General features: G+C 72.8%; 20 protein-coding genes. 7 read left to right on the forward strand and 13 right to left on the reverse strand.

Going from position 1 to position 25299, the window contains the following annotated elements; genetic code table 11:
• Positions 1–164 precede the first annotated feature (164 nt).
• Positions 165–1685 carry a SpoIIE family protein phosphatase gene (locus ACFZBD_RS07840; protein WP_391137238.1) on the forward strand — a complete coding sequence of 507 codons (1521 nt, stop codon included), beginning with the start codon at positions 165–167 and terminating at the stop codon, positions 1683–1685.
• A 241-nt stretch (positions 1686–1926) separates the two neighbouring features.
• Here ACFZBD_RS07840 and ACFZBD_RS07845 read toward each other — a convergent pair whose 3' ends face one another.
• Positions 1927–3420 (reverse strand): hypothetical protein, encoded by a 1494-nt coding sequence (locus ACFZBD_RS07845; protein WP_391137241.1) that lies wholly within the window; start codon positions 3418–3420, stop codon positions 1927–1929.
• Positions 3421–3654: 234 nt separating this feature from the next.
• On the opposite strand from ACFZBD_RS07845, the gene ACFZBD_RS07850 reads away from it, so the two are divergent.
• The 3 genes from ACFZBD_RS07850 (at position 3655) to ACFZBD_RS07860 (ending at position 9426) form a co-directional block, all read left to right on the forward strand.
• Positions 3655–4779 (forward strand): phosphotransferase, encoded by a 1125-nt coding sequence (locus ACFZBD_RS07850; protein WP_391137244.1) that lies wholly within the window; start codon positions 3655–3657, stop codon positions 4777–4779.
• A 361-nt stretch (positions 4780–5140) separates the two neighbouring features.
• Complete coding sequence (locus ACFZBD_RS07855; protein WP_391137247.1) at positions 5141–7078, forward strand: N-acetylmuramoyl-L-alanine amidase; 1938 nt, start codon at positions 5141–5143, stop codon at positions 7076–7078.
• Positions 7079–7236: 158 nt separating this feature from the next.
• A complete protein-coding gene (locus ACFZBD_RS07860; RefSeq protein WP_391137249.1) occupies positions 7237–9426 on the forward strand; it encodes a germacradienol/geosmin synthase in 2190 nt (729 codons plus the stop codon).
• Positions 9427–9493: 67 nt separating this feature from the next.
• Here ACFZBD_RS07860 and ACFZBD_RS07865 read toward each other — a convergent pair whose 3' ends face one another.
• From ACFZBD_RS07865 to ACFZBD_RS07900, 8 genes are all read right to left on the reverse strand, one after another.
• Entirely contained in the window at positions 9494–9862 is a 369-nt protein-coding gene (locus tag ACFZBD_RS07865) for a S4 domain-containing protein (protein ID WP_391137252.1), read from the reverse strand.
• A 17-nt stretch (positions 9863–9879) separates the two neighbouring features.
• Positions 9880–10380, reverse strand: coding sequence for a hypothetical protein (locus ACFZBD_RS07870; RefSeq protein ID WP_391137255.1), 501 nt, complete (start codon positions 10378–10380; stop codon positions 9880–9882).
• A gap of 718 nt (positions 10381–11098) precedes the next feature.
• The gene (locus tag ACFZBD_RS07875) at positions 11099–11509 is read right to left on the reverse strand and encodes an ACT domain-containing protein (protein WP_391137258.1); all 411 of its coding nucleotides are present in this window, start codon (positions 11507–11509) and stop codon (positions 11099–11101) included.
• A 48-nt stretch (positions 11510–11557) separates the two neighbouring features.
• On the reverse strand, positions 11558–11803 hold the full coding sequence (locus tag ACFZBD_RS07880; protein WP_391137261.1) for a DUF397 domain-containing protein: 246 nt from the start codon (positions 11801–11803) through the stop codon (positions 11558–11560).
• Positions 11804–11876: 73 nt separating this feature from the next.
• A complete protein-coding gene (locus ACFZBD_RS07885) occupies positions 11877–13043 on the reverse strand; it encodes a thiolase domain-containing protein (RefSeq protein ID WP_391137264.1) in 1167 nt (388 codons plus the stop codon).
• A complete protein-coding gene (locus ACFZBD_RS07890) occupies positions 13036–14109 on the reverse strand; it encodes a thiolase domain-containing protein (protein WP_391137267.1) in 1074 nt (357 codons plus the stop codon). The genes ACFZBD_RS07885 and ACFZBD_RS07890 overlap by 8 nt, the downstream gene beginning before the upstream one ends.
• Positions 14106–15146, reverse strand: a complete 1041-nt coding sequence (locus ACFZBD_RS07895; RefSeq protein WP_391137270.1) for an OB-fold domain-containing protein — start codon at positions 15144–15146, stop codon at positions 14106–14108. The genes ACFZBD_RS07890 and ACFZBD_RS07895 overlap by 4 nt, the downstream gene beginning before the upstream one ends.
• Before the next feature lie 67 nt (positions 15147–15213).
• Positions 15214–16014 (reverse strand): crotonase/enoyl-CoA hydratase family protein, encoded by an 801-nt coding sequence (locus ACFZBD_RS07900; RefSeq protein WP_391137273.1) that lies wholly within the window; start codon positions 16012–16014, stop codon positions 15214–15216.
• 350 nt (positions 16015–16364) lie between these two features.
• Between ACFZBD_RS07900 and ACFZBD_RS07905 the strand changes: the two genes are divergently transcribed.
• Positions 16365–17999 (forward strand): AMP-binding protein, encoded by a 1635-nt coding sequence (locus ACFZBD_RS07905; RefSeq protein WP_391137276.1) that lies wholly within the window; start codon positions 16365–16367, stop codon positions 17997–17999.
• 138 nt (positions 18000–18137) lie between these two features.
• Entirely contained in the window at positions 18138–18947 is an 810-nt protein-coding gene (locus tag ACFZBD_RS07910) for a pentapeptide repeat-containing protein (protein ID WP_391137278.1), read from the forward strand.
• 30 nt (positions 18948–18977) lie between these two features.
• Here ACFZBD_RS07910 and ACFZBD_RS07915 read toward each other — a convergent pair whose 3' ends face one another.
• Together ACFZBD_RS07915 and ACFZBD_RS07920 are read right to left on the reverse strand one after the other, a co-directional pair.
• Positions 18978–19529 (reverse strand): cupin domain-containing protein, encoded by a 552-nt coding sequence (locus tag ACFZBD_RS07915; RefSeq protein WP_391137281.1) that lies wholly within the window; start codon positions 19527–19529, stop codon positions 18978–18980.
• A 64-nt stretch (positions 19530–19593) separates the two neighbouring features.
• The gene (locus ACFZBD_RS07920) at positions 19594–20817 is read right to left on the reverse strand and encodes a cytochrome P450 (protein WP_391137284.1); all 1224 of its coding nucleotides are present in this window, start codon (positions 20815–20817) and stop codon (positions 19594–19596) included.
• Positions 20818–21118: 301 nt separating this feature from the next.
• Between ACFZBD_RS07920 and paaK the strand changes: the two genes are divergently transcribed.
• Positions 21119–22408: a phenylacetate--CoA ligase PaaK gene (gene paaK, locus ACFZBD_RS07925; protein WP_391137287.1), complete on the forward strand. Its 1290-nt coding sequence runs from the start codon at positions 21119–21121 to the stop codon at positions 22406–22408.
• Between the two features lie 191 nt (positions 22409–22599).
• Here paaK and ACFZBD_RS07930 read toward each other — a convergent pair whose 3' ends face one another.
• Positions 22600–24120 (reverse strand): fatty acyl-CoA synthetase, encoded by a 1521-nt coding sequence (locus tag ACFZBD_RS07930; protein ID WP_391137290.1) that lies wholly within the window; start codon positions 24118–24120, stop codon positions 22600–22602.
• Between the two features lie 37 nt (positions 24121–24157).
• Positions 24158–25264 (reverse strand): calcium:proton antiporter, encoded by a 1107-nt coding sequence (locus ACFZBD_RS07935; protein ID WP_391137293.1) that lies wholly within the window; start codon positions 25262–25264, stop codon positions 24158–24160.
• Positions 25265–25299 lie beyond the last annotated feature (35 nt).

The following is a 25299-nucleotide window of genomic DNA, read 5'->3' on the forward strand; positions in this document are numbered from 1 at the left end:
CCGAGCACGGGTGGCCGATAATCGGCGGGCCGTAGGCATATGTCAGAAGCACCACCGGATCGAGTGTTGCCAAATCCCTTACGGCCTGTCTCGCCCTGTGCAACAGTCGTATCCGGGCCTTGTTTTCCACACTCGGCCGCGCCGCGCCTGTATCGGAGTACGACATGCCGTCCCATCTGTTCGCGGACCGTCCCGCCCAGCCGCCGGAGCCCGGCATGGTGGACGCGTTGATCTCGCAGACCCGCCGTCTGCGCGGTGACGTGGACGCCGTGCGCCGGGACGCGGTCCTGGACGAGGACGACGAGGACGATCCGAAGAACCGCTGGCAGCGCGCCCTGTGCGATCTCGCCGTCCATCAACTCGACGATTTGGGCGCGCACTTGAGTCAGCTCAAGGTGGGGATGCCGGGCGAGCCGTCCGCGCCGCCCGCCCTGGAGCCGGCGAGCGCGGAGAGCCCCGATCGGCTCCCGCGGGTCGATGCCGTCCCGGCGGTCGTCCCCGAGCCCGGCGCCGCGTACGGCGGCCCGGCCCCGGCGCGCACCGGCTCCCTGCTGAGCCGGGTCGGCAGCGCCGAGTGGAATCTGCTGACCGACGAGGTCAGCTGGTCCGAGGAGCTGTTCCAGATCTTCGGCCGCGCTCCGGAGAACGGGCCGATGTCCCTCGACGAGCTTCCGTCGATGGTGTTCGCCGAGGACCAGCCCGTCCTCCAGGCGATGGTGACGGACTGCCTGATCGACGGGAAGCCGATCGACGGCGAGTTCCGGATCGTCCGCACCGACGGGCGGGTCCGGACACTCCACATGACGGGCGAGCCGGTCCTCGACGCCGACGGGTGCACCGCCTCGATGTGGGCCGTCTTACGCGACGTCAGCGAGCTGCGCCGCAGCGAGCGCGCGGTGCGCGAGTCCCGCGACTCCCTGCAGCACCGCCGCCATGTCGAGCGCACCGAACGCCGGGTCGCCGTCGAACTGCAGGAGGCGGTCCTGCCGCCCTGGCGCGGTTCGCTCCGCTTCGCCCACGGCGGCCCGGGCGCTCCGCTCGACGTCGCCGGCCACTATCTGCCCGCCGCCTCGACCGGGCTGATCGGCGGCGACTGGTACGACGCGCTCGCCCTCCCCGACGGGGACGCCCTGCTGACGGTCGGCGACCTGACGGGGCACGGCGTCTCCGCCACCTCCTCGATGGCCATGCTCCTCGGCGCGCTGCGCGGCATGGCCGTGGCCGGCATCCGCCCCGGCGCCCTGATGGGCCATCTCAACCAGCTCCTCGAGACCGCCGCGCAGCCGGCGCTGGGCAGCGCGATGTGCTGCCGCTACGACCCGGCGACCCAGACGCTCTCCTGGGCGCAGGCGGGTCACCCCGCCCCGCTGCTCTTCCGCGACGGGACGGGACGCGCCCTGACCAGGCCGGACGGCGTGCTCCTCGGAGCTACGGCCGGGGCCGCGTACGAGGAGGCTGACGTCCGGCTCCTCCCGGGGGACTTGCTGGTGCTGCACACGGACGGGCTGACCCGTGGGACGGGCGGCGCCCAGGACGATTCGGGTACGCGGCGTCTCCTCTCCCTCGCGCCACGGCTGGCCGGGGCCCGGGACGCGCAGGACTGTGTACGGGCGGTGGTCGAGGAGTTCGGCGAGGCGCCTCGCGAGGACGACGCCTGCGTGATGGTGGTCCACGTCGGACGGTAGGACACGGAGGGGGGCGGCCCGGGCCGGCAGGCTCGGTCCGGGTCGGCCGGTGGACCGTATCGGCGGCGTGCGGTCGGTCTCGGTCAGGGGCGCGTGACGGCGCCCTGGAGGGCATACCGGCAGGTCCGGTGTGCCCCTTCTCGTACGTACGGGAAACAGCGAGCGCCGCGGGCGGTGCCCCCGCCCGGTGCGGACGGCCGCCGGTCCTCTGGCGTCGTCGGTCCTCTGGCGTCGTCGGTCCTCAGATGCCGCCGACCCTCGGGCGCCTCGCCGCGGGCTTGGGCAGGGCGAGGGCGATCTCCTCGCGGAGGTCCTCGATCCTGGCGTAGCCCGCGTACTGCCCGGTCAGCCGGTACATCTCGCGCAGCCGGTCCCAGGTGCGGTGCGAGGACGTGTCCCCCATCGACACCAGCGCCAACCGTGCGTAGCGGTCGGCCTGTTCGGGATCGTCGGCGATGAAGCAGGCCGAGGCGAGCGAGATGTAGTCGAAGAGCTTCGAACGGTTGTGGCCACTGCGGCGGAGCTCCAGCGCCAGCTTGGCGTGACGCTGGGCCGGGACCGCGGCGGCCGGATCGTGTTCGGCGAGCGTGCGGTAGGCGAGGGCCTGCATGCCGTGCATGTCCGCCTCGTCGAAGTTCTGCATCCAGCTCGGCGGCTCGACGTTCCTCCGGTCCGAGACGAACAGCTCCTCCGCCTCGCCGAGGGTCCGCCGCATGGCCTGGCCCTTGCCCATCGACGCCTGCGCCCAGGCCTCGATGGTGTGCAGCATCGCCTGGGTGCGGGGCAAGACCTCCTCACCGGAGCCGGACCTGGCGAGCTTCATCAGGTCCAGGGCGTCGTCCGGCCGGCCCAGGTGGACCATCTGCCGGGCGGCGCGGGAGAGCGCCTCGCCGGCGCGGGGCCGGTCGCCGCCCTCGCGCGCCGCGTGCGCGGCGATCACGAAGTACTTCTGCGCGGTGGGTTCCAGGCCCACGTCGTGGGACATCCAGCCGGCGAGGACCGCCAGGTTGGCGGCGACGCCCCACAGGCGCCGCTGAAGGTGGTCGGGGTGGTGGTAGGCGAGCATGCCGCCCACTTCGTTGAGCTGTCCCACCACGGCCTTGCGCTGGAGGCCGCCGCCACGGGAGGCGTCCCAGGCGCGGAACACCTCCACCGAGCGTTCCAGCGCCTCGATCTCCTCCGACCCGATGGGGGCCGCTTCGTAGCGGTCGAACCCGGCGGGTTCGGCGTGGAGGGGATCGGCGGCCCGGGCGGGCCCTTGGTTCCGTGAGGGGTCGGTGTGCAGCCAGTCGTGCATGGCGTTGCTGAGTGCGGAGCCTGCCGCGAGCGCGGCGCCCGCGCCCACCAGGCCGCGTCGGTTGAGCATGAGGTCCATTCCCGTGAATTCGGTGAGGACCGCCGCCGTACGTTCGGGCGCCCAGGGCAGCGCGTCAGGGTTGTCGGTGTTCCTGACGTTCTGCCGTTTCCCGGCACGCCCGCGTCGTACGAACCCGAGGTCCTCGATGGTCACGACACGGCCGAGTCGCTCGGTGAACAGTGCAGCCAGCACCCGGGGGACGGGATCGCGCGGGGTCTCCCCCATGTCGATCCAGCGCCGCACCCGCGAGGTGTCGGTCGCCAGTTGGGGGTGGCCCATGGCCGCCGCCTGCCGGTTCACGAGTCTCGCGAGTTCGCCCTTGGACCAGCCGGTCAGGCCGAAGAGGTCTGCCAGGCGGGTGTTGGTCTGTCCGGTCACGTCAAAGCCCCCAGGTTCTCGGCTGAGTTGACACTAACCCCGTGTCATAGGGCTGGCGACTATTCGCCAGGGTTCGCCAGGGTGCGCCCGATGTTCCGCCACCCGCGCCCCGGTGTCAGGTAGGAAAGCGCCACCCCGCCCCGGCAGCCGGCCCTCATTCCCCAGGGTGCGGCCCGGAGGTCGGGCGGGGCGACGCACGCAACTCGTCGGCGCACGAAGGGATCTGTCTCCTCCATGTACACAGCATCGTCCTCCGTGTCCGCCCCGCCCCGGCCGCAGCACCGCTCCTTGCCGACCGGTGGCGGACCGTACCTCGCCCCCGCGGCCCCGGCGGTCCGGCCACGGCGCTGGGCCGGGGGCGTGACCCCCGCGCCCAGCGGAAGAATCGATCTGTCCGGCCCCCAGGGGGCCCAGGTGCGGATGGCCATCGCCTCCGTCCACCGGATCTGCCCGGAGTTCAACCCCGTGCAGGTGCTGCGGCGCAGCGGCCGTTCGGTCCTCATCGTCGGGACGACGGGACGGACGACGGCGGTCGCGAAGTGTTTACTGGACCACTCCCCGGCCTGGGTCGAGCGGTTCCAGCACGAGATAGCGTCCTACCGCGCCTTCGTCCGGCACCGGCCACCGGTGCGCGCCCCGCGGCTGATCGCCGCGGATCCGGAGAACTGCACGCTGGTCATCGAGCGGACGCCCGGTCGGGCGGCGGCGCTGACCCGCCACCCCGTGGAGGCCCCGCCCCGCGCCGACGTCCGGGCGGCGCTCGGGGCGATCGCCCGGCTGAACGCCTGGCGTCCACCGGCCGGTACCTTCGACGCCCCGCTCGACTACGCCTCGCGGATAGCGCGCTATCACGAACTCGGGCTGTTCACCGACCGTGACCGCGACGACCTGCAGAAGTTGCTCCACGGCCTCGCCCACGCGGGCGGCCGGCAGGGCATGGGCCAGTTCTGCCACGGCGACGCCCTGCTCTCGAACATCCTCCTCTCCCCCACGGGTCCGGTCCTGGTCGACTGGGAGCACGCGGGCTGGTACCTCCCGGGGTACGACCTGGCGACGATGTGGGCGGTGCTCGGGGACGCTCCGCTGGCGCGCCGCCAGATCAGTCAGCTCGCGCAGCAGGCCGGGCCGGCGTCCCGGGACGCCTTCCTGGTGAACCTGATGATCGTGCTGACGCGGGAGATCCGTACGTACGAGACGGCGGTGCAGCGCACCATCAAGGAGGCGCCGCCCGCCGGTTCGGTCCCCGTTCCCTCCGGCGCGGTCTCGCCGGGTGAGGAGCAGCGGCTGCTGCTGCGGCGGCTGCACGACGACTGCGCCATGGCCCGGCGGGCCGTGCGCGCCGCGGTCGGCACGCGCTGAGACGCGCGAGGCCGATCGACGAAACGGGGGAACGCCCCGCCCGCCCGGTGCCGACACACCGGGGCGGGCGGGGCGTCGCCCGTTCCCGGAGCGAGGCCCGCGGGGTGGAGATACGTCGGGGCGCGGGCGCCGCGGGCGACATTGGTCCATTCCACTGACGCGCCGCAGGCCCGCGGCCCGGCGGGACGAAAGCGCGCGGCAGGGCTGCTGACATGGGAAATCCCGTGTCGAGGGGCGTCATTGACGGATCGTCCGGGAGCCGATACCCCTGTACGGGTTCGGCTCCGCACGCACCCTCGTCACCCCGTTCCCGGAGGCTGCCTTGCACCGTTCCGCATCGCGCAGGAGGGTCCCGAGGGCGGTGGGCGCCGTGGCGTCCGCCGCTCTGCTGTTCCCGCTCCTCGGCGCCGTCCCGCCGGCGACCGCCGAAACCCCGGAGGCGGTGGCCGGCGGGGCGGGCGCGCTCCAGCGCCAGTTCGCGGCGGCCGCCGCACGCCACGAGGTGCCGGAGAGCGTGCTGCTCGCCGTGGCGTACCTCCAGTCGCGGTGGGACACGCACGGCGGTGCCCCGAGCGTGACCGGCGGCTACGGCCCCCTGCACCTGACGGACGCGGTGACCGCGCTCGCCGAGGCCCCGCACCACGCGCACGGCACGGAGGACGCGCGCGGCGACGGCTCCCGTAGCCGCAGGACCGCCACGGCCGCGGCCCGTGCGCTGCCGAAGGCGGCCGATCTGCCGGCGCGGCTGCGGACGCTGGACCGGGCGGCCGCGCTGTCCGGGATCTCGGCCGAGGAGCTGCGGACGAGCACGGCGGCGAACATCGAGGGCGGGGCGGCGCTGCTCGCCGCGGCCCAACGCACCTCGGGGCGGCCCGCGAGCGCCGACCCGGCGGACTGGTTCGGGGCGGTGGCGCGCTACTCCGGCGCGGACGACGTCGCGACGGCCAGGACGTACGCCGCCGACGTGTACGACGTCATCCGCGGCGGTGAGAGCCGTACGACGGACAGCGGGCAGGTGGTCAGGCTCCCGGCCGACCCGGACATCGCGCCCGCCACCGAGCAGGTGGAGTCGCTGGGCCTGCGGACCGCGGACCGCGGGCAGACCGAGTGCCCGCGGACCGTGGCCTGCGAGTGGATCCCCGCTCCCTACGAGGAGTTCGGGGACGGCGACTACGGCAACCACGACAAGGCCCAGCGGCCCGCGTCCCAGTCGATCGACTACATCGTCGTGCACGACACCGAGGCCACGTGGGACGTCACGCTGAAGCTGGTCCAGGACCCCACCTACGTCTCCTGGCAGTACTCGCTGCGCTCCTCGGACGGTCACATCGCGCAGCATCTGCCGCTGAAGGACGTCGGCTGGCACGCGGGCAACTGGTTCGTGAACGCCAAGTCGGTCGGTCTGGAGCACGAGGGCTTCCTCGCGGCCCCGGACTCCTGGTACACGGAGGCGATGTACCGGGCGTCGGCGCGTCTGGTGCGCCATCTCGCCCGGCGGTACGGCATCCCGCTGGACCGGCAGCACATCCTCGGCCACGACAACGTCCCGGGAACGCTCGCCTCGACCATCGCGGGGATGCACACGGATCCGGGTCCGTACTGGGACTGGGCGCACTACTTCCGGCTGCTCGGCAGCCCGTTCACACCGACCGCCGGGCCGGACGCGGCGGTGGTGACGATCCGGCCGGACTATCCCGTACACCGGCCGGTGTACACGGGCTGCACGGCGGCAGGTCAGGCGTGCGCCCCGCACGGCAGCGGCGCGGTACGGCTCCACACGGCGCCGGACGACGCGTCCCCCCTGGTGCGGGACATCGGTCTGCGGCCGGGCGGGCAGGACTCGACGACCGGTGTGAACGACACCGGCGCGCGGGCCTCGACGGGCCAGCAGTACGCGGTGGCGGAGCGCCGCGGGGAGTGGACGGCCATCTGGTACCTGGGGCAGAAGGCCTGGTTCCACAACCCGAAGGCGCGGCCCACAGCGGTGAACGCGCGCGGCTGGGTGCTGACCCCGAAGGCGGGAGTCGCGGAGGTCCCGGTGTACGGACGCGCCTATCCGGAGGCATCGGCATACCCGGCCGGCGTACCCGTCCAGGCGGTGTCGCCGCTGCCGTACAGGCTCCTGGCCGGGCAGCGGTACGTGGTGGGGGACCGTACACCGGGCGAGTACTACTTCGCCCCGGTGTTCGATACCACGGGACATCGGGTCGTGCGCGGCCAGGAGGAGTACTACGAGATCCAGTTCGGGCACCGGGTCGCCTTCGTGCGCGCCGCTGACGTGCGGGTTTCCCGCGCCTGAGCGGAGTGGCACGGGAACGGCCGGGGGTGTCGCCGGACAGGAGCTCCGGCGACACCTCTCGGCGTTCATATGACTATTCCGGGCTCTGTGTGGGTCGTACGGGTGAGGGGTAATGCTGGGCCGGATATCGACCGCTTTCACCGAGAGGCCCCGCACGCATGGCTCAGCCCTTCGTTCTGCCGGATTTCTACGTCCCGTATCCGGCGCGGCTCAATCCCCATGTGGAGGTGGCCCGTTCGCACACCCGGGAGTGGGCGCGGGCCATGGGGATGCTGGAGGGCTCCGGCGTCTGGGAGGAGCACGACCTCGAGTCCCACGACTACGCGCTGCTGTGCTCGTACACCCACCCGGACTGCGACGCCGAGGCGCTGTCGCTGGTCACCGACTGGTACACGTGGGTCTTCTTCTTCGACGACCACTTCCTCGAGGTCTTCAAGCGCACCCAGGACCGGCCCGGCGGCAAGGCGTATCTGGACCGTCTGCCGCTGTTCATGCCGATGGACGCGGCGGCTCCGATGCCCGAGCCGACCAACCCCGTCGAGGCCGGCCTCGCGGACCTGTGGACCCGAACGGTCCCGTCCATGTCGACAGCGTGGAGGGAACGGTTCGCCGAGGCCACCGAGCACCTGCTGTACGAATCGTTGTGGGAGCTCGACAACATCAACGAGGGGCGGATCGCCAACCCCGTCGAATACATCGAGATGCGCCGCAAGGTCGGCGGGGCGCCGTGGTCGGCGGGTCTCGTCGAGTACGCGGCGGGCGCCGAGGTGCCGGAGCAGGTGGCGCACTCCCGGCCGCTCTGCGTGCTGCGGGACACGTTCTCGGACGCGGTGCACCTGCGTAACGACCTGTTCTCCTACCAGCGCGAGGTCGAGGACGAGGGGGAGAACAGCAACGGCGTCCTGGTCCTGGAGAAGTTCCTCGGGTGTACGACCCAGGAAGCCGCCGAGGCCGTCAACGACCTGCTGACCTCGCGGCTCCAGCAGTTCGAGAACACGGCGCTCACCGAAGTACCGGGGCTCGCCCTGGAGAAGGGCCTCACACCGGCGGAGTGCGCGGCGGTGGCGGCTTATACGAAGGGCTTGCAGGACTGGCAGTCGGGCGGCCACGAGTGGCACATGCGGTCCAGCCGGTACATGAACGAGGGCGCGGAGACCGGACCGTCGCGGCTCTCGGGGGTGCTCGGCACCTCGGCGCTGGACATCAGGAACGTCTTCGGCCGCCCGGCGGCCGCCCGGCTGCGGAGCCTCACCCATGTCCCCCACCAGAAGGTCGGCCCGTCGATCCTTCCCGCGTTCGACCTGCCCTTTCCCCTGACGCTGAGCCCGCACCACGCGGAGGCGAAGCGGCGGTCCGTGGACTGGGCCGAGCGGATGGGGCTCCTGGGCGACATCTGGGACCGCCCCATGCTGGAGGGGTTCGACCTCGCACTCTGCTCGGCGGGGCTGGATCCGGACGCGACCCTGGAGGAGCTGGAGCTCAACGCGGAGTGGCTGACCTGGGGCACGTTCGGCGACGACTACTACCCGGCGGTGTTCGGCCGGCCGCGTGACCTGCTGGGGGCGAAGGAGTGCACCGAGCGGCTCAAGGCGTGCATGCCGGTGGACGACCCGGCCGCGGGAGCGGCGATCGCCCTCACGACGATGGAGCGGTCCCTCGCCGATCTGTGGATCCGTACGACCGCGCCGATGGGGCCGGGCGCGCGGGCGCAGCTGCGGGAAGCGCTGGACCGGATGCTCGACAGCTGGATGTGGGAGCTGCACAACCAGGCTCAGCACCGAGTCCCCGATCCGGTGGACTACCTGGAGATGCGGCACAACACGTTCGGCTCCGACCTGACGATGATGCTGTGCCGCCTGCGGCACGCCCATGAACTCCCGCGCGGGATCTTCCGGTCGGGGACCGTCAACCGGCTGGAGAAGTCGGCATCGACCTACGCCTGCCTCGTCAACGACCTGTTCTCGTACCAGAAGGAGATCGAGGTCGAGGGAGAGATCCACAACGGCGTCCTCGTGGTGCAGAAGTTCTTCGACATCGACTATCCGACCGCCGTGGGCATGATCGACGACCTCATGCGCGGGCGGCTGAACGAGTTCCTGCACGCCAAGGAGCACGAACTGCCGGTGCTCTACGAGGACTTCGGGCTCGGTGCGCAGGGGCGGGCCGCGATGGAGGCGTACGTACGGGAGCTGGAGGACTGGCTGGCGGGGATCCTCCATTGGCACCGGGAAGTGCGGCGTTACGCCGCGGAGGACGTGCACGCGGGCAGCGGGACGCCGTTGCTGGGCCGGGGCCCGACGGGCATCGGGACCTCGGCCGCGCGGCTGGCGTCGCAGTTCACGCCGTAGGCCGGTGAAGGGGCGCCGGGGAGACCCGGGGCCCCACCCGGGGCCGGACGGTTTCAGGCCGGACGGTTCAGGCCGGGCGGTGGCCGCGCAGCTGGTCGAGCTCGCGGCGTTCGCGCTTGGTCGGACGTCCGGCGCCCCGGTCGCGGACGCCCGCGAGGGCGACGTGCTCGCGCGGGGGCGGCGGCGGGCTGTTGTCGACGTAGGCCGTGGCGGCGACGGGCGGACCGACGCGCTTGGTGAGCAGCTCCTTCACCTCGACGATCCGCTCCCGGCCGCCGTGGAAGAGGCGGACCTCGTCGCCCGGCTTCACCGGCTGGGCGGGCTTGGCCCGCTCGCCGTTCACCTTGACGTGGCCGGCCCGGCAGGCCGCGGCGGCCTGCGAGCGGGTCTTGGTGAGGCGGACCGCCCAGATCCAGCTGTCGACGCGTGCGCTCATCGGCCCCCGCCCCTCCCTCAGCCCTGCTGGAACAGTTCGGCCGGCAGCGGCTTGAGCAGAGCGTACAGGTCGTCCGTGATCGGCCGGTCCCAACTGGCGATCGTGACGAGGACGTTGTCGCTGCGGTCGAACTGCACGCAGGAGATGCGGCTCTCCGAGAGCTTGACGCGGCGGACGATGAGCAGGTTGTCACCCTGCATGACCGGCATGTCCTCGGTCTCCACGACCTCGACCGGCTCGTCGTTCTCCAGCGCCGCGAGGAGCTGGGCGACCTCGAAGGGGATCTGCCCGTCGGCCAGCTCGCGCGCCGGGGAGCCCGCGGGGAGGTTCCCGATGATCATCGCGGGGCCGCGGCCGCCGAAGAGGTCGTAGCGCAGGAAGACGCCCTGGCAGGTGCCGTCGGGGGCGGGGAGCAGACCGGCGCCGAGGTTGCCGGGCCAGTCGCCCGGGTCCATGGCCAGGACATCGAAGTCCGGGCCCGCGGGGGTGGCGGCGCTGCGGCGGCGGAGGAAGGACATACGGCCATGGTACGTGCCCGGGCGCCGGACACGGCGCGCCGGGGCGGGGCCACACCGCAAGCCGACGCGCCCGCTCCCGAGGGGGTCCGGGGGCCTCTCGGGGCGGGCGGGGCGACACGGGTCCGGGGGCTCGGGGGCGGGGTCCCGCGGGGCGACGCGGGTCCGGATGGGCCTCGGCGCGGGGCCGGATGAGGGGCAGGGTCCGGCGGGGCGACGCGGGTCCGGATGGCCTCGGCGCGAGCGGGCGGGACGGGTGGGGGCTGGGGGACACCATGCCCGGCGGGGCCCTGAGCGGCCTCGGCGAGAGGCGGTACTGGGCCGTCCGGGACGGGTCGGGTCAGGTCGGGGAGGTCGCTCGCCCGGCGGAGGAGGGAGCCAGGGGTGGGACATCGCCCCAGCGGCGAACCCGCTCGCTCGGGTCCCGGGCAGGGCCGGACCAGGGCGCGGCCGGACCAGGGCGCGCACGCCGAGCACCGCGCCGGAGGGCCGAACCGAACGCGGGCCGCGCGCACCTCGCCGTACGCCCCCCGGCGGGGCGGCCACCCCCGGCCACGCCGCCGTACGCCCCCCCTCGCCGTCGGGTAGCGCGGCCGCTCCCGGTCTCCCTTCCGGTCCTGCCGGCCCCGCCGGAGACGGGCGCCTGCCCGGGGAAGGCGACCCACACCGGCCACCCGCCGCCGCGCCGCCCTCCGGCTCCCACCGGGCGCCGTACCGCCCCTCAGGCCGCAGAGCGGGACGCGCGTTCCGACAGGGTGTGGAGGACCATCAAGGCCTCCTCCGCGCGGGCGTGTTCGACGAAGAGGTGGTCGTGGTGGAAGCCCGCGACCACGTTGCAGCTCAGGCCCGCCTCGGCGAGTTCGCGGGCGACCGCCGCCGTCAGGCCGACGGCGTCCAGGGCGGAGTGGACCCGCAGGGTGATCCAGCCCGCCACATAGTCGTACGCCAGCGCGGCCGCGTCGGCCTCCTCCTGGCGTACGACCAGGGTGAGCCCTTCCCTCTCGGCGACGGTGGCGACCGGGGCGACGCCCGCCGGAACGGGGCCGGCCACGGTGGCGAAGACGAAGCGGCCGGGGTTCAGCTCCGGCCGCATCCCGGCGACGAGCCGGGTCAGATCACGCTCTGCACTCATGATCACCACCCTAGGCCGGGCGGGACCTCCCGCAGACGTGACGGCGCGTCACGTCAGGTCGAACTCGCCGTCGCGCGCGTTGCCCACGAACGCCCGCCACTCCGCCGGGCTGAAGATCAGCGACGGAGCTTCGGGCCGTCCGCCGTTGCGCATCGCGATGAAGCCTTCGACGAAGGCGATCTGGACGTCTCCCGCGCCCTGGCTCCCCGAGCGCCAGTCGGCGTTGCTGAGGTCGAGTTCCGGCTTGTCCCAGGCCGCGAAGGCGTGCTGGGTGGTGGTGGTGCTGTCCGTCACGTCCGTGCTCCTCCCGCATCCCGCGTCGTCGTCCGGCCTCAGCGTAGCGAGCGGTACGGGCGCCCGACAGACCTCAGGAGGCCGGCGGCCGGTCCCCCACGAGCCACATCGAGAAGAACTGCGCGCCCCCTCCGTACGCGTGTCCGAGCGCCCTGCGCGCGCCTTCCACCTGGTGCTCTCCCGCCTGCCCCCGGACCTGCAGCGCGGCCTCGGCGAAGCGGATCATGCCCGAGGCGCCGATCGGGTTGGTGGAGAGGACTCCGCCGGAGGGGTTCACGGGCAGGTCCCCGTCGAGCTCGGTGACGCCGGCCTCGGTGAGCTTCCAGCCCTCGCCCTCCTCCGCGAAGCCCAGGTTCTCCAGCCACATCGGCTCGTACCAGGAGAAGGGGACGTACATCTCGACCGCGTCGATCTCCCGGCGCGGGTCGGTGACGCCCGCCTGCCGGTAGACGTCGGCGGCGCAGTCCCGGCCCGCCCGCGGCGAGACGAAGTCCTTGCCGGCGAAGAGGGTGGGTTCGCTGCGCATCGCGCCGCCGTGGACCCAGGCGGGCGGATGGGGCGCGCGCTCGGCGCCGGCCCGGTCGGTGAGGATCATCGCGCAGGCGCCGTCGGAGGACGGGCAGGTCTCGGAGTAGCGGATCGGGTCCCAGAGCATCGGGGAGGCCTGGACCTTCTCCAGGGTGATGTCGTGTTCGTGGAGGTGGGCGTAGGGGTTCTTCAGCGCGTTGCGGCGGTCCTTGTACGCGACGAGGGAGCCGACGGTGTCCGGCGCGCCGGTGCGGCGCATGTAGGCGCGCACGTGCGGGGCGAAGAATCCGCCGGCGCCGGCGAGCAGCGGCTGCTGGAAGGGGACGGGCAGGGACAGGCCCCACATGGCGTTGGACTCGGACTGTTTCTCGAAGGCGAGGGTGAGGACCGTGCGGTGGACCCGGGCGGCCACGAGGTTCGCGGCGACGAGGGCGGTGGAGCCGCCGACCGAGCCGGCGGTGTGGACGCGGAGCATGGGCTTGCCGACGGCGCCGAGGGCGTCGGCGAGGTACAGCTCCGGCATCATCACGCCCTCGAAGAAGTCGGGGGCCTTGCCGATGACCACGGCGTCGACGTCCGCCCAGGTCAGCCCGGCGTCCTCCAGGGCGCGGACGGCGGCTTCGCGAACGAGTCCGGCGATCGAGACGTCGCGGCGGGCGGCGACGTGTTTGGTCTGGCCGATCCCGACGACGGCCACGGGCTCCTTAGGCACGTGATTCCCCTTCCAGGACGGCGACCAGGTTCTGCTGCAGGCAGGGGCCGGAGGTGGCGTGGGCGAGGGCGCGGTCGGAGGCGCCGCGGTGGATGCGGGCGGCGGCCTCGCCCAGGCGGACGAGTCCGGCGGCCATGACCGGGTTGGCGGCGAGGGCCCCGCCGGACGGGTTGACCCTGACGCTCTCGTCGAGGTCGAGGGCCTTGCGCAGGACGACCTCCTGCGCGCTGAAGGGCGCGTGGAGTTCGGCGGTGTCGACGGGCCGTTCGAAGGCTCCGGCGCGTTCGGCGGCCAGTCGGGTGGAGGGCGAGTCGGTCAGGTCGCGTACGCCGAGGGAGTGGGCCTCGATGCGGTGGTCCATGCCGCGGATCCAGGCGGGGCGGGCGCACAGTTCGCGGGCCCGGTCCCCGGCGGCCAGGATCACGGCGGCGGCGCCGTCGCCGACGGGCGGGCAGTCGCCGGTGCGCAGGGGCCGGACGAGGTAGTCGCCCTGGGGGCGGGCGCCGGGCAGTTGGGCGTGCGGGTTGGCGGCCGCGTCCTGGCGGTTGCGGGCGGCGATGCCCGCGAGGGCCGGTTCGTCGGTGTCGCCGGCGTCGATGAGCGCCTGGGCCTGGAGGGCGGCGAGGGCGACGGAGTCGGGCCAGAGGGGGGCGAGGTAGTAGGGGTCGAGCTGGCGGGTCAGGACCTCGCGTACGTTGCCGGCCGAGGACTTGCCGTAGGCGTAGACGAGCGCGGTGTCGGCCTCGCCGGTCAGGAGCTTCACCCAGGCCTCGTAGAGGGCCCAGGCGCCGTCCGTCTCGACGTGGGACTCGGAGATCGGCGGCCAGGCGCCGACGCCGTCGAGGGCCATGGTGAAGGAGAAGGCGCGTCCGGCGAGGTAGTCGGAGGAGCCGGAGCAGGTGAAGCCGATGTCGGCGGTCGTCAGGCCGGTCTGGCGCAGCACGTCGTGGAGGACGGGCATGACCATCTCGACCTCGGAGAGTTCGTCCGTGTGCCGCCGGTGGTCGGTCTGGGCGAAGGCGACGATCGCCACCTGCCGCTCGGGCGTGGCTCGCTCGGCGCTCACAGCAGCTCCTTGTACGTCTCGTAGTCGGCGTCGGGTTCGCCGCAGGGGCGGTAGTGGTCGGGGTAGCGGCTGTCGTCGCTCCAGACGGGCTCGACGCGCAGGCCCATGCGGACCTGGTCGTAGGGGATGCCGCCGATCCGGCCGTGCAGGGCGAGCCCGGCGCCGTCGAGGGCGATGTGGGCGTAGACGTAGGGGACTTCGATGTCGAGGTTCTTCGCCTTGATGTTGACGATGCAGAAGGTGGTGACGGTGCCGCGCGGGCCGACCTCGGTCCGGTCGGTGGTGGCGACGCCGCAGGTGGGGCAGGCGCCGCGGGGCGGGACGTAGACCTTGGTGCAGGAGGGGCAGCGTTCGCCGACGGTCCTGCGTTCGGTGAGGGCGTGGAGGTAGCCGGTCTGGGCGCGTCCGGGGCTGTACGTGTAGTCCAGTCGGGCGGGGGCGACGATGCCGGTGACGGGGTCGGGGAAATGCCCGTCGTGGTCACGGACTGCGGTGGCGGGGCGGTCGGCTTCGGTGCCGGGGCGGCCGGCTTCGGTGGCCGAGTGGCCGGCTGCGGTGCCGCGGCGATCGGCTTGCGTGGTGTCGTCCGCGCACGGTTCGAAGCAGGCGATGTCGGTGATGGCGCCGTGCCGGTCCTCCGCCCAGCGGATCCGGACCCGCATGCCGGTGTGGACGGCCTCGGGGCCGGGTGCGTCCAGGGCGTGCAGCAGGGCGGTGTCGGCGCCGTCGAGGCGGACGAGGACCCAGGCGAAGGGAGTCGTCAGCGGCTGTCCGCGGCTCGGTTCGTGGTTCCAGGCCCAGGTGGTGACGGTCCCGGTGGGGGCGACCTCGACGAGAGCGCGCAGTTCGGCGGCGGTCACGGGGTCGTACTCGACGGGCGGAACCAGCACGCGACCGTCACCGGCCCGCACCCCGAGCACGGTCCGCTCGCGCAGCCCGGTCAGGAAGGCGGACTGGACCGGCCCGAGGGAGCGGGTGAAGGGGAACTCGACGACGAGGGGTGCGCGGAGGATGTCCGGTGCGGGGGCGGCGGTCATGGATCGGGGTTCCTTCCGTGAGGTGGGCGGTGCCGCGGGGCAGCGGCCGCTGCTCGGGTCCCGCCGGTCACTCGCGGCGGTACACCGGATCGCGCTTCTCGGCGAAGGCGCGGGCGCCTTCCTTCGCGTCCGCCGTCTCGAAGACCGGCCAGCCCCGCCGGAGTTCGGCCGCGAGTCCTTCGGTCTCGGTCATCTCGGCCGTCTCGTAGACCGACGCCTTGACGGCCTCGACGGCGAGGGGGCCGCAGGCGTTGATCCGCTCGGCGATGTCGAGAGCGGTCTCCAAGGCCCGGCCGTCGGGGACGACCCGGCCGACCAGGCCGATCCGGGCGGCTTCCTCGGCGCTGTAGGGGCGGCCGGTCAGCAGCATTTCCAGGGCGTGGGTGCGGGGGATCTGGCGGGGCAGCCGGACGGTGGACCCGCCGATGGGGAAGAGTCCGCGCCGCACCTCGAAGAGGCCGAAGGTGGCGGAGGCGCCGGCGACCCGGATGTCGGTGCCCTGGAGGATCTCCGTGCCGCCTGCCACGCAGTGGCCCTCGACGGCGGCGATCACCGGTTTGCGGGGGCGGTGGTGGCGCAGCATCGCCTTCCAGTGCAGGTCGGGGTCGGCCTTCATCCGGTCCCGGTACTGCTCGCCTTCCATGCCTTTCCCGGCGAGCGCCTTGAGGTCCATGCCGGCGCAGAACGCTCCCCCGGAGCCGGTCAGGACGACGGAGCGGATGCTGTCGTCGGCGTCGGCCTCCAGCCAGCCGTCGTACAGCCCGACCAGCATGGGAAGTGAGAGCGCGTTCTTGGCCTCCGGCCGGTCGAGTGTGAGCACGAGTGTGGCGCCTTCGCGCCGCACGGTGAGGTGTTCGGTCCCACCCATGACGTCTCCCGTCTCCAGACCTAGGGCGTGTTTCGAAAGTCCCGTCTGGCCGGGAACGCCTGGCACGCGCGCTCGCTGCGTTGTCGGTCGTCGGCGCAGCCCGCTGCGCTCTCCTTCCTCCGCCTTGCGATCGCACGCACCAGACGCCCCCGGCCCCGCCCTGCGGGCGGACGACGCTACTTCCGAAGCACGCCCTAGAACAGGTTGCAGTAGGAGGGGGCCCAGTTCAATAGTTTTCTGACAGTCAGTCAGTTTCTTCTGCGGGACCCCTTCCGCCCTCCGCCGGTCGGCGCTCTAATGACCGCCCGGGTCGGTTCCGGCCGTGACGATCAGCGGGGTCAGGAGGAACGGTGGAGTACAACCTTGCCGACCTGTTCGAGTCGGTCGTCGACGTGGTCCCGGACCGCGAGGCGCTCGTCTACGTCGACCACCCCGGCACCGGCTCCGAGCGCCGGCTCACCTACGCGCAGCTCGACGCGGCCGCCAACCGCGTCGCGCACCATCTGCTCGACTCCGGCATCCGGCCGGGCGAGCACCTGGGTCTGCACCTCTACAACGGGGTCGAGTACCTGCAGACGGTGCTGGCCTGCCTCAAGGCGCGGATCGTCCCGGTCAACGTCAACTACCGCTACGTGGAGGAGGAGCTGGTCTATCTCTACCGGGACGCCGATCTGGCCGCGCTCGTCTTCGACGCGGAGTTCACCGGGCGGGTCGCCGCCGCGCTGCCGCGGACGGAGAAGCTGCGGCACCTCGTGCGGGTGGGGACCCGGCCCGAGGACGAGGCGGCGGCCCCGGCCCTGCGGTGCACGGCCTTCACCGACGCCGAGGCGGCGGGATCTCCGGAGCGGGGCTTTCCCGAGCGGTCGGGCGACGACCTCTTCATCATCTACACCGGTGGGACGACCGGGATGCCGAAGGGGGTCATGTGGCGCCAGGAGGACCTCTTCTTCGCGGGTCTCTTCGGCGGCGAACCGGCGGGCGAGCCGGTGAAGCGACCCGAGGAGCTGGCCGAGCGGGTGGCGGCGCGCGGCTCCGGACTGACCTTCTTCCCGACTCCCCCGCTGATGCACGGAACGTCGACGCTGACCTCGTTCGTCGCCTTCAACTACGGCCAGCGGCTCGTCGTCCACCGCAAGTACGTCCCCGAGGAAGTGCTCCGCACGATCGAGAAGGAGAAGGTCTCCAGCGTGTCCCTGGTGGGCGACGCGATGCTCCGGCCGCTCGTGGACGCGCTGCACGGGCCGCTGAAGGGCACGGACCTCTCGTCGCTGTTCAGCGTCTCCTCGTCCGGGGCGATCATGTCGGACACGGTGCGGGCGCAGTTCCAGGAGCTGGTGCCGAACGTGCTGCTCCTGAACAACTTCGGCTCCTCCGAGTCCGGCTCCAACGGCAAGGCGACGGACGACTCCGGCCCGGAGAAGGGCTTCCGACTGGAGGTCAACGAGCGCACCCGGGTGGTGGACCCGGCCACCTACGAGCCGGTGCCGGTGGGCGGGATCGGGCGCCTGGCCCAGCGGGGGCACGTGCCGCTCGGCTACTACAACGACCCGGCGAAGACGGCGGAGACCTTCTTCCGGAAGGGCGACGAACGCTGGGTCCTCCTGGGGGACATGGCGACCGTGGACGAGGAGGGCATCGTGACCGTCCTCGGCCGGGGCTCGCAGTGCATCAACACCGGCGGCGAGAAGGTCTATCCGGAAGAGGTCGAGCAGGCGCTCAAGTCCCACCCGGACGTCTACGACGCCCTCGTCGCGGGCGTGCCGGACGCGACGTGGGGCAACCGCGTGGCCGCGGTGGTCCAACTGCGCGCCGGGGCGGAGCGGCTCGACCTGGACGCGGTCCAGTCGCACTGCCGCACCCGGCTGGCCGGCTACAAGATCCCCCGGCAGCTGGTGATCACCGACATCATTCAGCGCTCCCCGAGCGGCAAGGCGGACTACCGCTGGGCCCGATCGGTGGCGACGGCCGAGGACGCGAAGAGCTGAGGGGGGCGGGGGCGGCGCAGCTCGCGGGCCCGGGGGTGAGGCCCGCTCCGGCGGGGCGCGATACGGTGGGATGTCCGTCCGGCGGGGCCGCGTGCCCGTGTGGACGTCCGGCCCCCCGTAAGAAGGAAGCGCACCACCATGCCCGAGACCCTGCGCGGTGACTGCGCGAACTGCTTCGGGCTGTGCTGTGTGGCGCTTCCCTTCGCCCGGTCGGCGGACTTCGCGGTGGACAAGGCGCCCGGCGATCCGTGCCGGAACCTGGGGGACGACTTCCGCTGCGGGATCCACACCAGGCTGCGGCCGAGCGGCTTCTCGGGCTGCACGGTGTACGACTGCTTCGGCGCCGGCCAGAAGGTCTCCCAGGTCACCTTCGGCGGCGTCTCCTGGCGAGAGGCGCCGGAGACGGCGGGGCAGATGTACGAGGTCTTTCCCGTGATGCGGCAGCTCCACGAACTGCTGCGCTATCTCACCGAGGTCCTCGCACGGCCCGCCGCCCGCCCCTTGCACGCCGAGGCGCGGAGCCTGCTGGCCCGGGTGGAGGGGCTTACCGAGGGCTCCGCGGACGCGCTGGAGAAGTTGGACGTGGCCGGCGTCCGCGCCGAGGTGAACCCGCTGCTGCTGAAGGCCGGCGCGCTGGTCCGGGCCACGGCCGGCGGCAAGCCGAAGAACCGGCGGGGCGCCGACCTGATCGGCGCCCGGCTCCGCGGGGCGAAGCTGCGGGGCGCGGATCTGCGCGGGGCGCTGCTGATCGCCGCCGACCTGAGCGGCGCCGACCTCTCCCTCGCGGACCTGATCGGTGCCGACCTGCGGGACGCCGACCTCTCCGGCGCGGACCTGACCGGCGCGCTCTTCCTGACCCAGCCCCAGCTGAACGCCGCCCGCGGCGACGCGGCCACGCTCCTCCCCGAGGGCTTCGAGCGCCCCTCGCACTGGGCGGGCCGCTGCTAGGTCGTGTTGCGGTAGCCCCCCCCCCCCCGCTCAGTCCGTCGGCGTCACGTCATGGGCGTGGCGCAGGGGGGTGAGCTGTTCGATGTCGTAGCGGCGGCGCAGTGCCTCCACCGCCGCGTGGTCGACGTCTCCGCCCGAGCCGAGGATGTCCAGCAGCTCCTCGAAGTACCTCTCGTGGTCCGGTGGCGGGGACGCCTGGAACAGCATCCTCGCCGGGTCTCCCGTCGGGTTGGCGAAGGCGTGCGGGCAGCCCGGCGGGACGAGGATGAGGGTGCCGGGCGTGGCCCGGACGACCCGGTCGCCGGCGGCGGACTCCCAGTCCCGCCAGCGGTCGGGGGTGCGCACCAGGGGCTCGAAGGCGAGGACGTCCAGCTCGCCTTCGAGGACGTAGAACAGCTCCTCGCTGTGGCCGTGGGTGTGGGCGCCGACGTCGAAGCCGGGCGGGACCTCGACCTCGAAGGTGGAGGCGGTCGCGCTGTGCTCGCCGGTGACCTTGAAGGTGACCCGCTGCGCCGCGGTGGTGAGGGTCCTGCCGTGGCCGGGCGGCACCACGAGCCCGTCGCGTGTCCGGATCGCCGTCATCGCGCCGTACGTCCTCTCGTGGCCGTCCTGTCGCCGTGCGGCCGGGCCGGGCGGGCCGACCGGGTCACCATGTGACCGGAAGGGTCTCGGGACCCCGGATCAGGGCACCGCGCTGCCACGGGATCTCGTCCTCCGGCACGGCGAGGCGGAGCCCGGGGAAGCGCGTCCAGAGCGAGTCGAGCAGGATCTCGGACTCGATGCGGGCGAGGGCGGAGCCCGGGCAGTAATGGGGTCCGTGACCGAAGGCGACGTGGGGGTTGGGGTCGCGGTCGAAGTCCAGGCGCTCGGGGTCGGGGAAGACCTCCGGGTCGCGGTTGGCCGTCAGGTAGGAGACGTAGACGGGGTCGCCGCGCGGGATGAGGACGCCGCCGACCTCCACGTCCTCCATGGCGATCCGGGAGAGTCCGACGGCGTTGCGGTGCGGGATGTACCGCAGCAGTTCGTCGACGGCGCGGGGCAGCAGAGCGGGTTCGGCCCGCAGCCGGGCGAGGTGCTCGGGGTGGGTGAGGAGGGCGTAGACCATGTTGGCGCTGTTGTTGCGCACGGCGTGCGCGCCGCCGATCTGGATGAGGACGGCGAGGCCGACGGCCTCGTGCTCCTCGAGGGTGGTGTCGTCCACGGCGTCCGCGAGGACGGCGACGAGCGTCTCTTCGCCCGTGCCGTGGCTGCGGGCGATGAGGTCGGTGAAGTACTTCCCCATCTCGTCCTTGGCCTGCTCGCTGGCCTCGCGGCCGGCCGCGGCGGAGATGATCGTGTCGGACCAGTGGGCCGTCAGGGGCTGCTCGTCCTCGGGCACGCCCATCAGTTCGCTGACCATGGCGAGCGGGAAGGGGCGGTTGACCATCGCCATGAGGTCGGCGGGGGCGCCGTGTCGCTCCACCTCGTCGAGGAGGCGGTCCATGGTGGCCTGGGCGTGGTCCCGCAGGGACCCCAGGGCGCGGGCGCTGAAGGCGCGGGCGACGACGCGGCGCATCCGGGTGTGGTCGGGCGGGTCGGCGAAGCCGACGGCACCGTCCATGGGGATGAAGTGGGGGGCGAGCCGGGTCACCTGGCGTCCCCAGACGGCCTGCCGGCTGAAGCGGGGGTCGACGGAGACGAACTTCACGTCCTCGTGGCGGGTGACCAGCCAGGCGTGGCCCTCGCCGTGGGGAAGCCGGACGCGGGTGACCGGGTCCTCGTGGAGCAGCCGAGCGAGCAGGGGATCGAAGTCGAGACCGGTGAGGTCGGGCACGGCCCAGAAGTGGACCTGGGGGGCGTCGGTGGGCTGGGGGATGACGGTCGTGGTCATGGGGCGGCCTTCGAGGGTGCGGGTGCGGGTCCGGTGCTCTCCCTGTCCCCTCCCCCGCTGTCGCACGAAATCGCACGGATGCGGTCAAACACACTCCATCGCGTGATCCCGGCCCCTCTGCCGACACGACCTTCCCCGCGGACCCCCGCACGCGCCCGAATCCGGAAAACCGCGCCCGCCCCCTTGCCAAGGACCGGGTCCCGGCGGATTTACTGAACCGAACGGATCAACCGAATGATCGGTCGCCCGATTTACGTGGGTGGCGGACGGCGGGACGGACGGCGGGACGGGAGTACGGCGCATGACGGACCTGTGGGACAGCGGCGAGCGGCTCGGGCGCGCGGAGCTGGAGACCCTGCAGCTGGAGCGGCTGCGCTCCACCCTGCGGCACGCGTACGAGAACGTGGACTTCTACCGCCGCTCCTTCGACAAGGCCGGAGTGCGCCCCGAGGGCTGCCGCTCGCTCGCCGACCTCGCCCGCTTCCCCTTCACCGCCAAGACCGATCTGCGCGTGCAGTACCCCTTCGGCATGTTCGCCGTCGACCGCTCCCGCGTCCGACGGATCCACGCCTCCAGCGGGACCACCGGCCGGCCGACGGTCGTCGGCTACACCGACCGCGACCTCGACACCTGGGCGGACGTCGTCGCCCGCTCGATCCGCGCGGCCGGCGGACGCCCCGGCCACCGGGTCCACGTGGCGTACGGCTACGGCCTCTTCACCGGGGGGCTCGGCGCGCACTACGGCGCGGAGCGCCTCGGCTGTACGGTCATCCCCGCGTCCGGCGGCATGACGGCCCGCCAGGTCCAGCTGATCCAGGACTTCGAGCCCGAGATCATCATGGTCACGCCCTCGTACATGCTCACGCTGCTCGACGAGTTCGAGCGCCAGGGCGTCGACCCCCGCACCACCTCGCTCAAGGTGGGGATATTCGGCGCGGAGCCGTGGACGGAGGCCATGCGGCGGGAGATCGAGGAACGGTTCGCCATCGACGCCGTGGACATCTACGGACTCTCGGAGGTCATGGGCCCGGGGGTGGCGCAGGAGTGCGTGGAGACCAAGGACGGTCTGCACATCTGGGAGGACCACTTCTACCCCGAGATCGTGGACCCGGTCACGGGTGAGGTGCTGCCGGACGGGGAGGAGGGCGAGCTGGTGTTCACCTCGCTCACCAAGGAGGCCATGCCCGTCGTCCGCTACCGCACGCGGGACCTGACCCGGCTGCTGCCGGGCACGGCGCGGGTGTTCCGGCGGATGGAGAAGGTGACCGGCCGCAGCGACGACATGGTGATCCTGCGCGGAGTGAACCTCTTCCCCACCCAGGTCGAGGAGATCGTGCTGCGGACGGCGGGGGTCGCCCCGCACTTCCAGCTGCGGCTGACCCGCGAAGGGCGGCTCGACGCCCTGACCGTACGGGCCGAGGCGCGCCCGGAGGCGACGCCCGAGCAGCGCTCGGAGGCGGCCCGGTCGATCGCGCAGGCGGTCAAGGACGGGATCGGGGTGTCGGTCGGGGTCGAGGTGGTCGACCCCGAGACGCTGGAGCGGTCCGTGGGCAAGATCAAGCGGATCGTGGACCTGCGCGACGAGCGCTGACCACGGCGACGCGGGGGTCGGGCGCCTGACCGGCCACAGGGGCACCGGGCCGGGGCGGGCGCCTGAGCAGCGTCAGGAGGAGGCGCCGGCCTGGTCGGGCGCCGGAGCGTCAGGAGGGGAAGCCGGCCCGGGCGGGCGCCGGGCCCGCCGGGAAGGCGACGCGGGTGCGGTCCCGGGCGACCCCCGCGGCCTCAGGACGCCGCGAAGCGGTCCCGTAGCTCCCGCTTCAGGATCTTCCCGCTCGCGTTGCGCGGCAGCTCGTCCACGAAGACGACCTTCTTGGGCGCCTTGAAGTGGGGCAGCCTCGCGCGGGCGTGGTCGAGGAGTTCCGCCTCGGTGGCCCCGCCGCGCGGCACGACGATCGCCGTCACCGCCTCGATCCACCGCTCGTCGGGGAGCCCGACGACGGCGACCTCCGCGACGTCCGGATGGGTGTAGAGGACGTCCTCGACCTGCCGGGATGCGATCAGCACGCCGCCGGAGTTGATGACGTCCTTCACCCGGTCCACGATCGTGAAGTAGCCCTCGGCGTCCCGGACGGCGAGGTCACCCGAGCGGAACCAGCCGTGACGGAAGGCCTCCTCGGTCTCCCGCGGCCGGTCCCAGTAGCCGTCGCACAGCTGCGGCGAGCGGTAGACGATCTCGCCGGGCGTGCCGTCGGGGACGTCCCTGCCGTCCTCGTCGACGACCTTGGCCTCGACGAAGCGGACGGGCCGGCCGCAGGAGTCCATCCGCCCCTCGTGCTCGTCGGGGCCGAGCACGGTGGCGAGCGGCCCGATCTCGCTCTGTCCGAAGCAGTTGTAGAAGCGCAGGTCCGGCAGTCGCTGCCGCAGCCGCTCCAGGACGGGGACGGGCATGATCGAGGCGCCGTAGTACGCCTTGCGGAGGGCCGAGAGGTCGCGGGCGGCGAAGTCCGGGTGGTTGCCCAGGCCGATCCAGACGGTCGGCGGGGCGAAGAGGCTGTCGGCGCGCCCGGCTTCGATCAGGTCGAAGAGGACCGCCGGATCGGGTGCGTCGACGAGGGTGTTCTCGGCGCCGACCGCCAGATACGGCAGCAGGAAGACGTGCGTCTGCGCGGAGTGGTAGAGCGGCAGCGCGTGGACGGGCTTGTCGTCCTCGTGGAGGTCCAGCGCCTCGATCGCGCTGGCGTACTCGTGGACCAGCGCGCGGTGGGTCATCGTCGCGCCCTTCGGCAGGGCGGTCGTTCCCGAGGTGTAGAGGAGCTGGACGTACGCGCGGGAGTCGCGGCCGACGTCGTCCGTGACCGGCTGCGTGTCGTACGTGTCCGGCTCGGCGAGGGCCGCGAGGAAGGAGTCGTCCGTGTCCCGGAGCGCCGTCACGGCGAAGCCCTCGGGGATCCGGCCGGCGAGCCCCGGATCGGCGAGGACCAGGGAACTCCCGGACTGCTCCAGGATGTACGCCAGGTCGTCGCCGGTGAGGTGGTGGTTGACGGGCACGTGGATCAGACCGGCGCGCGAGCAGGCCAGGAAGGCGATCAGATAGGCGTCGGAGTTGTGCCCGTAGGTCGCGACGCGGGCGGACTCCGCCAGGCCGTACCGCTCCCGCAGGACGGCGGCGGCGGTGCTCACGGCCGCGTCCAGCTCCGCGTAGGTCCAGGAGCGGTCGGCGTACCGGACGGCGGTCCGTTCGGGGACGCGCCGCGCGCTCGTCCGCAGGACGCCGTCGACGGTGCTGCTCAGGAGTCGTTCCATGGCGCGATCCTCGGCGGGTGCGGGGGGCGGGTCAAGGTCAGGGGCTGAACGAGAGGAAGACGAACGCGGCGAAGATGGAGAGGTGGACGCCGCCCTGGAGGAGCGTGGCCCGGCCGGGCACCACGGTCAGGGCGCTCACCACCGCGGTGAGGACCAGCAGCACCATGTGGAGCGGGCCGAGCCCGAGCACCAGGGGGCCGGACAGCCAGATCGAGGCGAGCGCGATCGCCGGGATCGTCAGGCCGATGCTGGCGATGGCGGAGCCGTACGCGAGGTTGAGGCTGGTCTGCATCCGGTCGCGGCGGGCCGCCCGTACCGCCGCGAGGGTCTCGGGGAGCAGGACCATCAGGGCGATGACCACGCCGACGACGGCCTTGGGCAGGCCCGCGGACTGCACGGCGTCCTCGATGGTCGGCGAGACGAGCTTGGCGTTGCCGACGACGGCGATCAGGGCGAGGACCAGCAGGCCGAGGCTGATCCAGGTCAGCCGGGCGGTCGGCGGTGCGGCGTGGTCGTCCTCCGACAGCGGGGCCTCCCGGCCGTCGGGGGTGACGGGCAGGAAGTAGTCGCGGTGCCGGAAGGTCTGGACGGCGACGAACACGCCGTAGAGGCAGAGGGAGGCGACGGCGGCGAAGGCGAGTTGGGCGCTGGAGAACTCGGGGCCGGGGTGGCTGGTGGTGAACGAGGGCAGGACCAGCGTCATGGTCGCGAGGGTGCAGACGGTGGCGAGCGCGCCGCCGGAGCCCTCGGCGTTGAAGACGGCGACGCGGTTGCGCAGGGCGCCGACGAGGACGGAGAGGCCGACGATGCCGTTGCAGGTGATCATGACGGCCGCGAAGACCGTGTCGCGGGCGTACGTGGAGGTCTTCTCGCCGCCGCCCACCATGAGGCTGACGATCAGTCCGACCTCGATGACCGTGACGGCGACCGCGAGGACGAGCGAGCCGAAGGGTTCGCCGACGCGGTGGGCGACGACCTCGGCGTGGTGCACGGCCGCGAGGACGGCGGCGATCAGGCAGACCGCGATGAGCGCGACGGCGAAGCCGGGTAGGTCCCTGCCCCACGCGAGGCCGAGGGCGACGGCCGCCACGACCGGTCCCCAGGTGGTCCACTGCCGTGCCAGCCCTGCCGCGCTCGAACTCATGATCAGCATACTGCCACAAAGGGTGTGCACACCGG

The organism is Streptomyces sp. NPDC008121 (genome assembly GCF_042957155.1).
GTDB lineage: Bacteria > Actinomycetota > Actinomycetes > Streptomycetales > Streptomycetaceae > Streptomyces.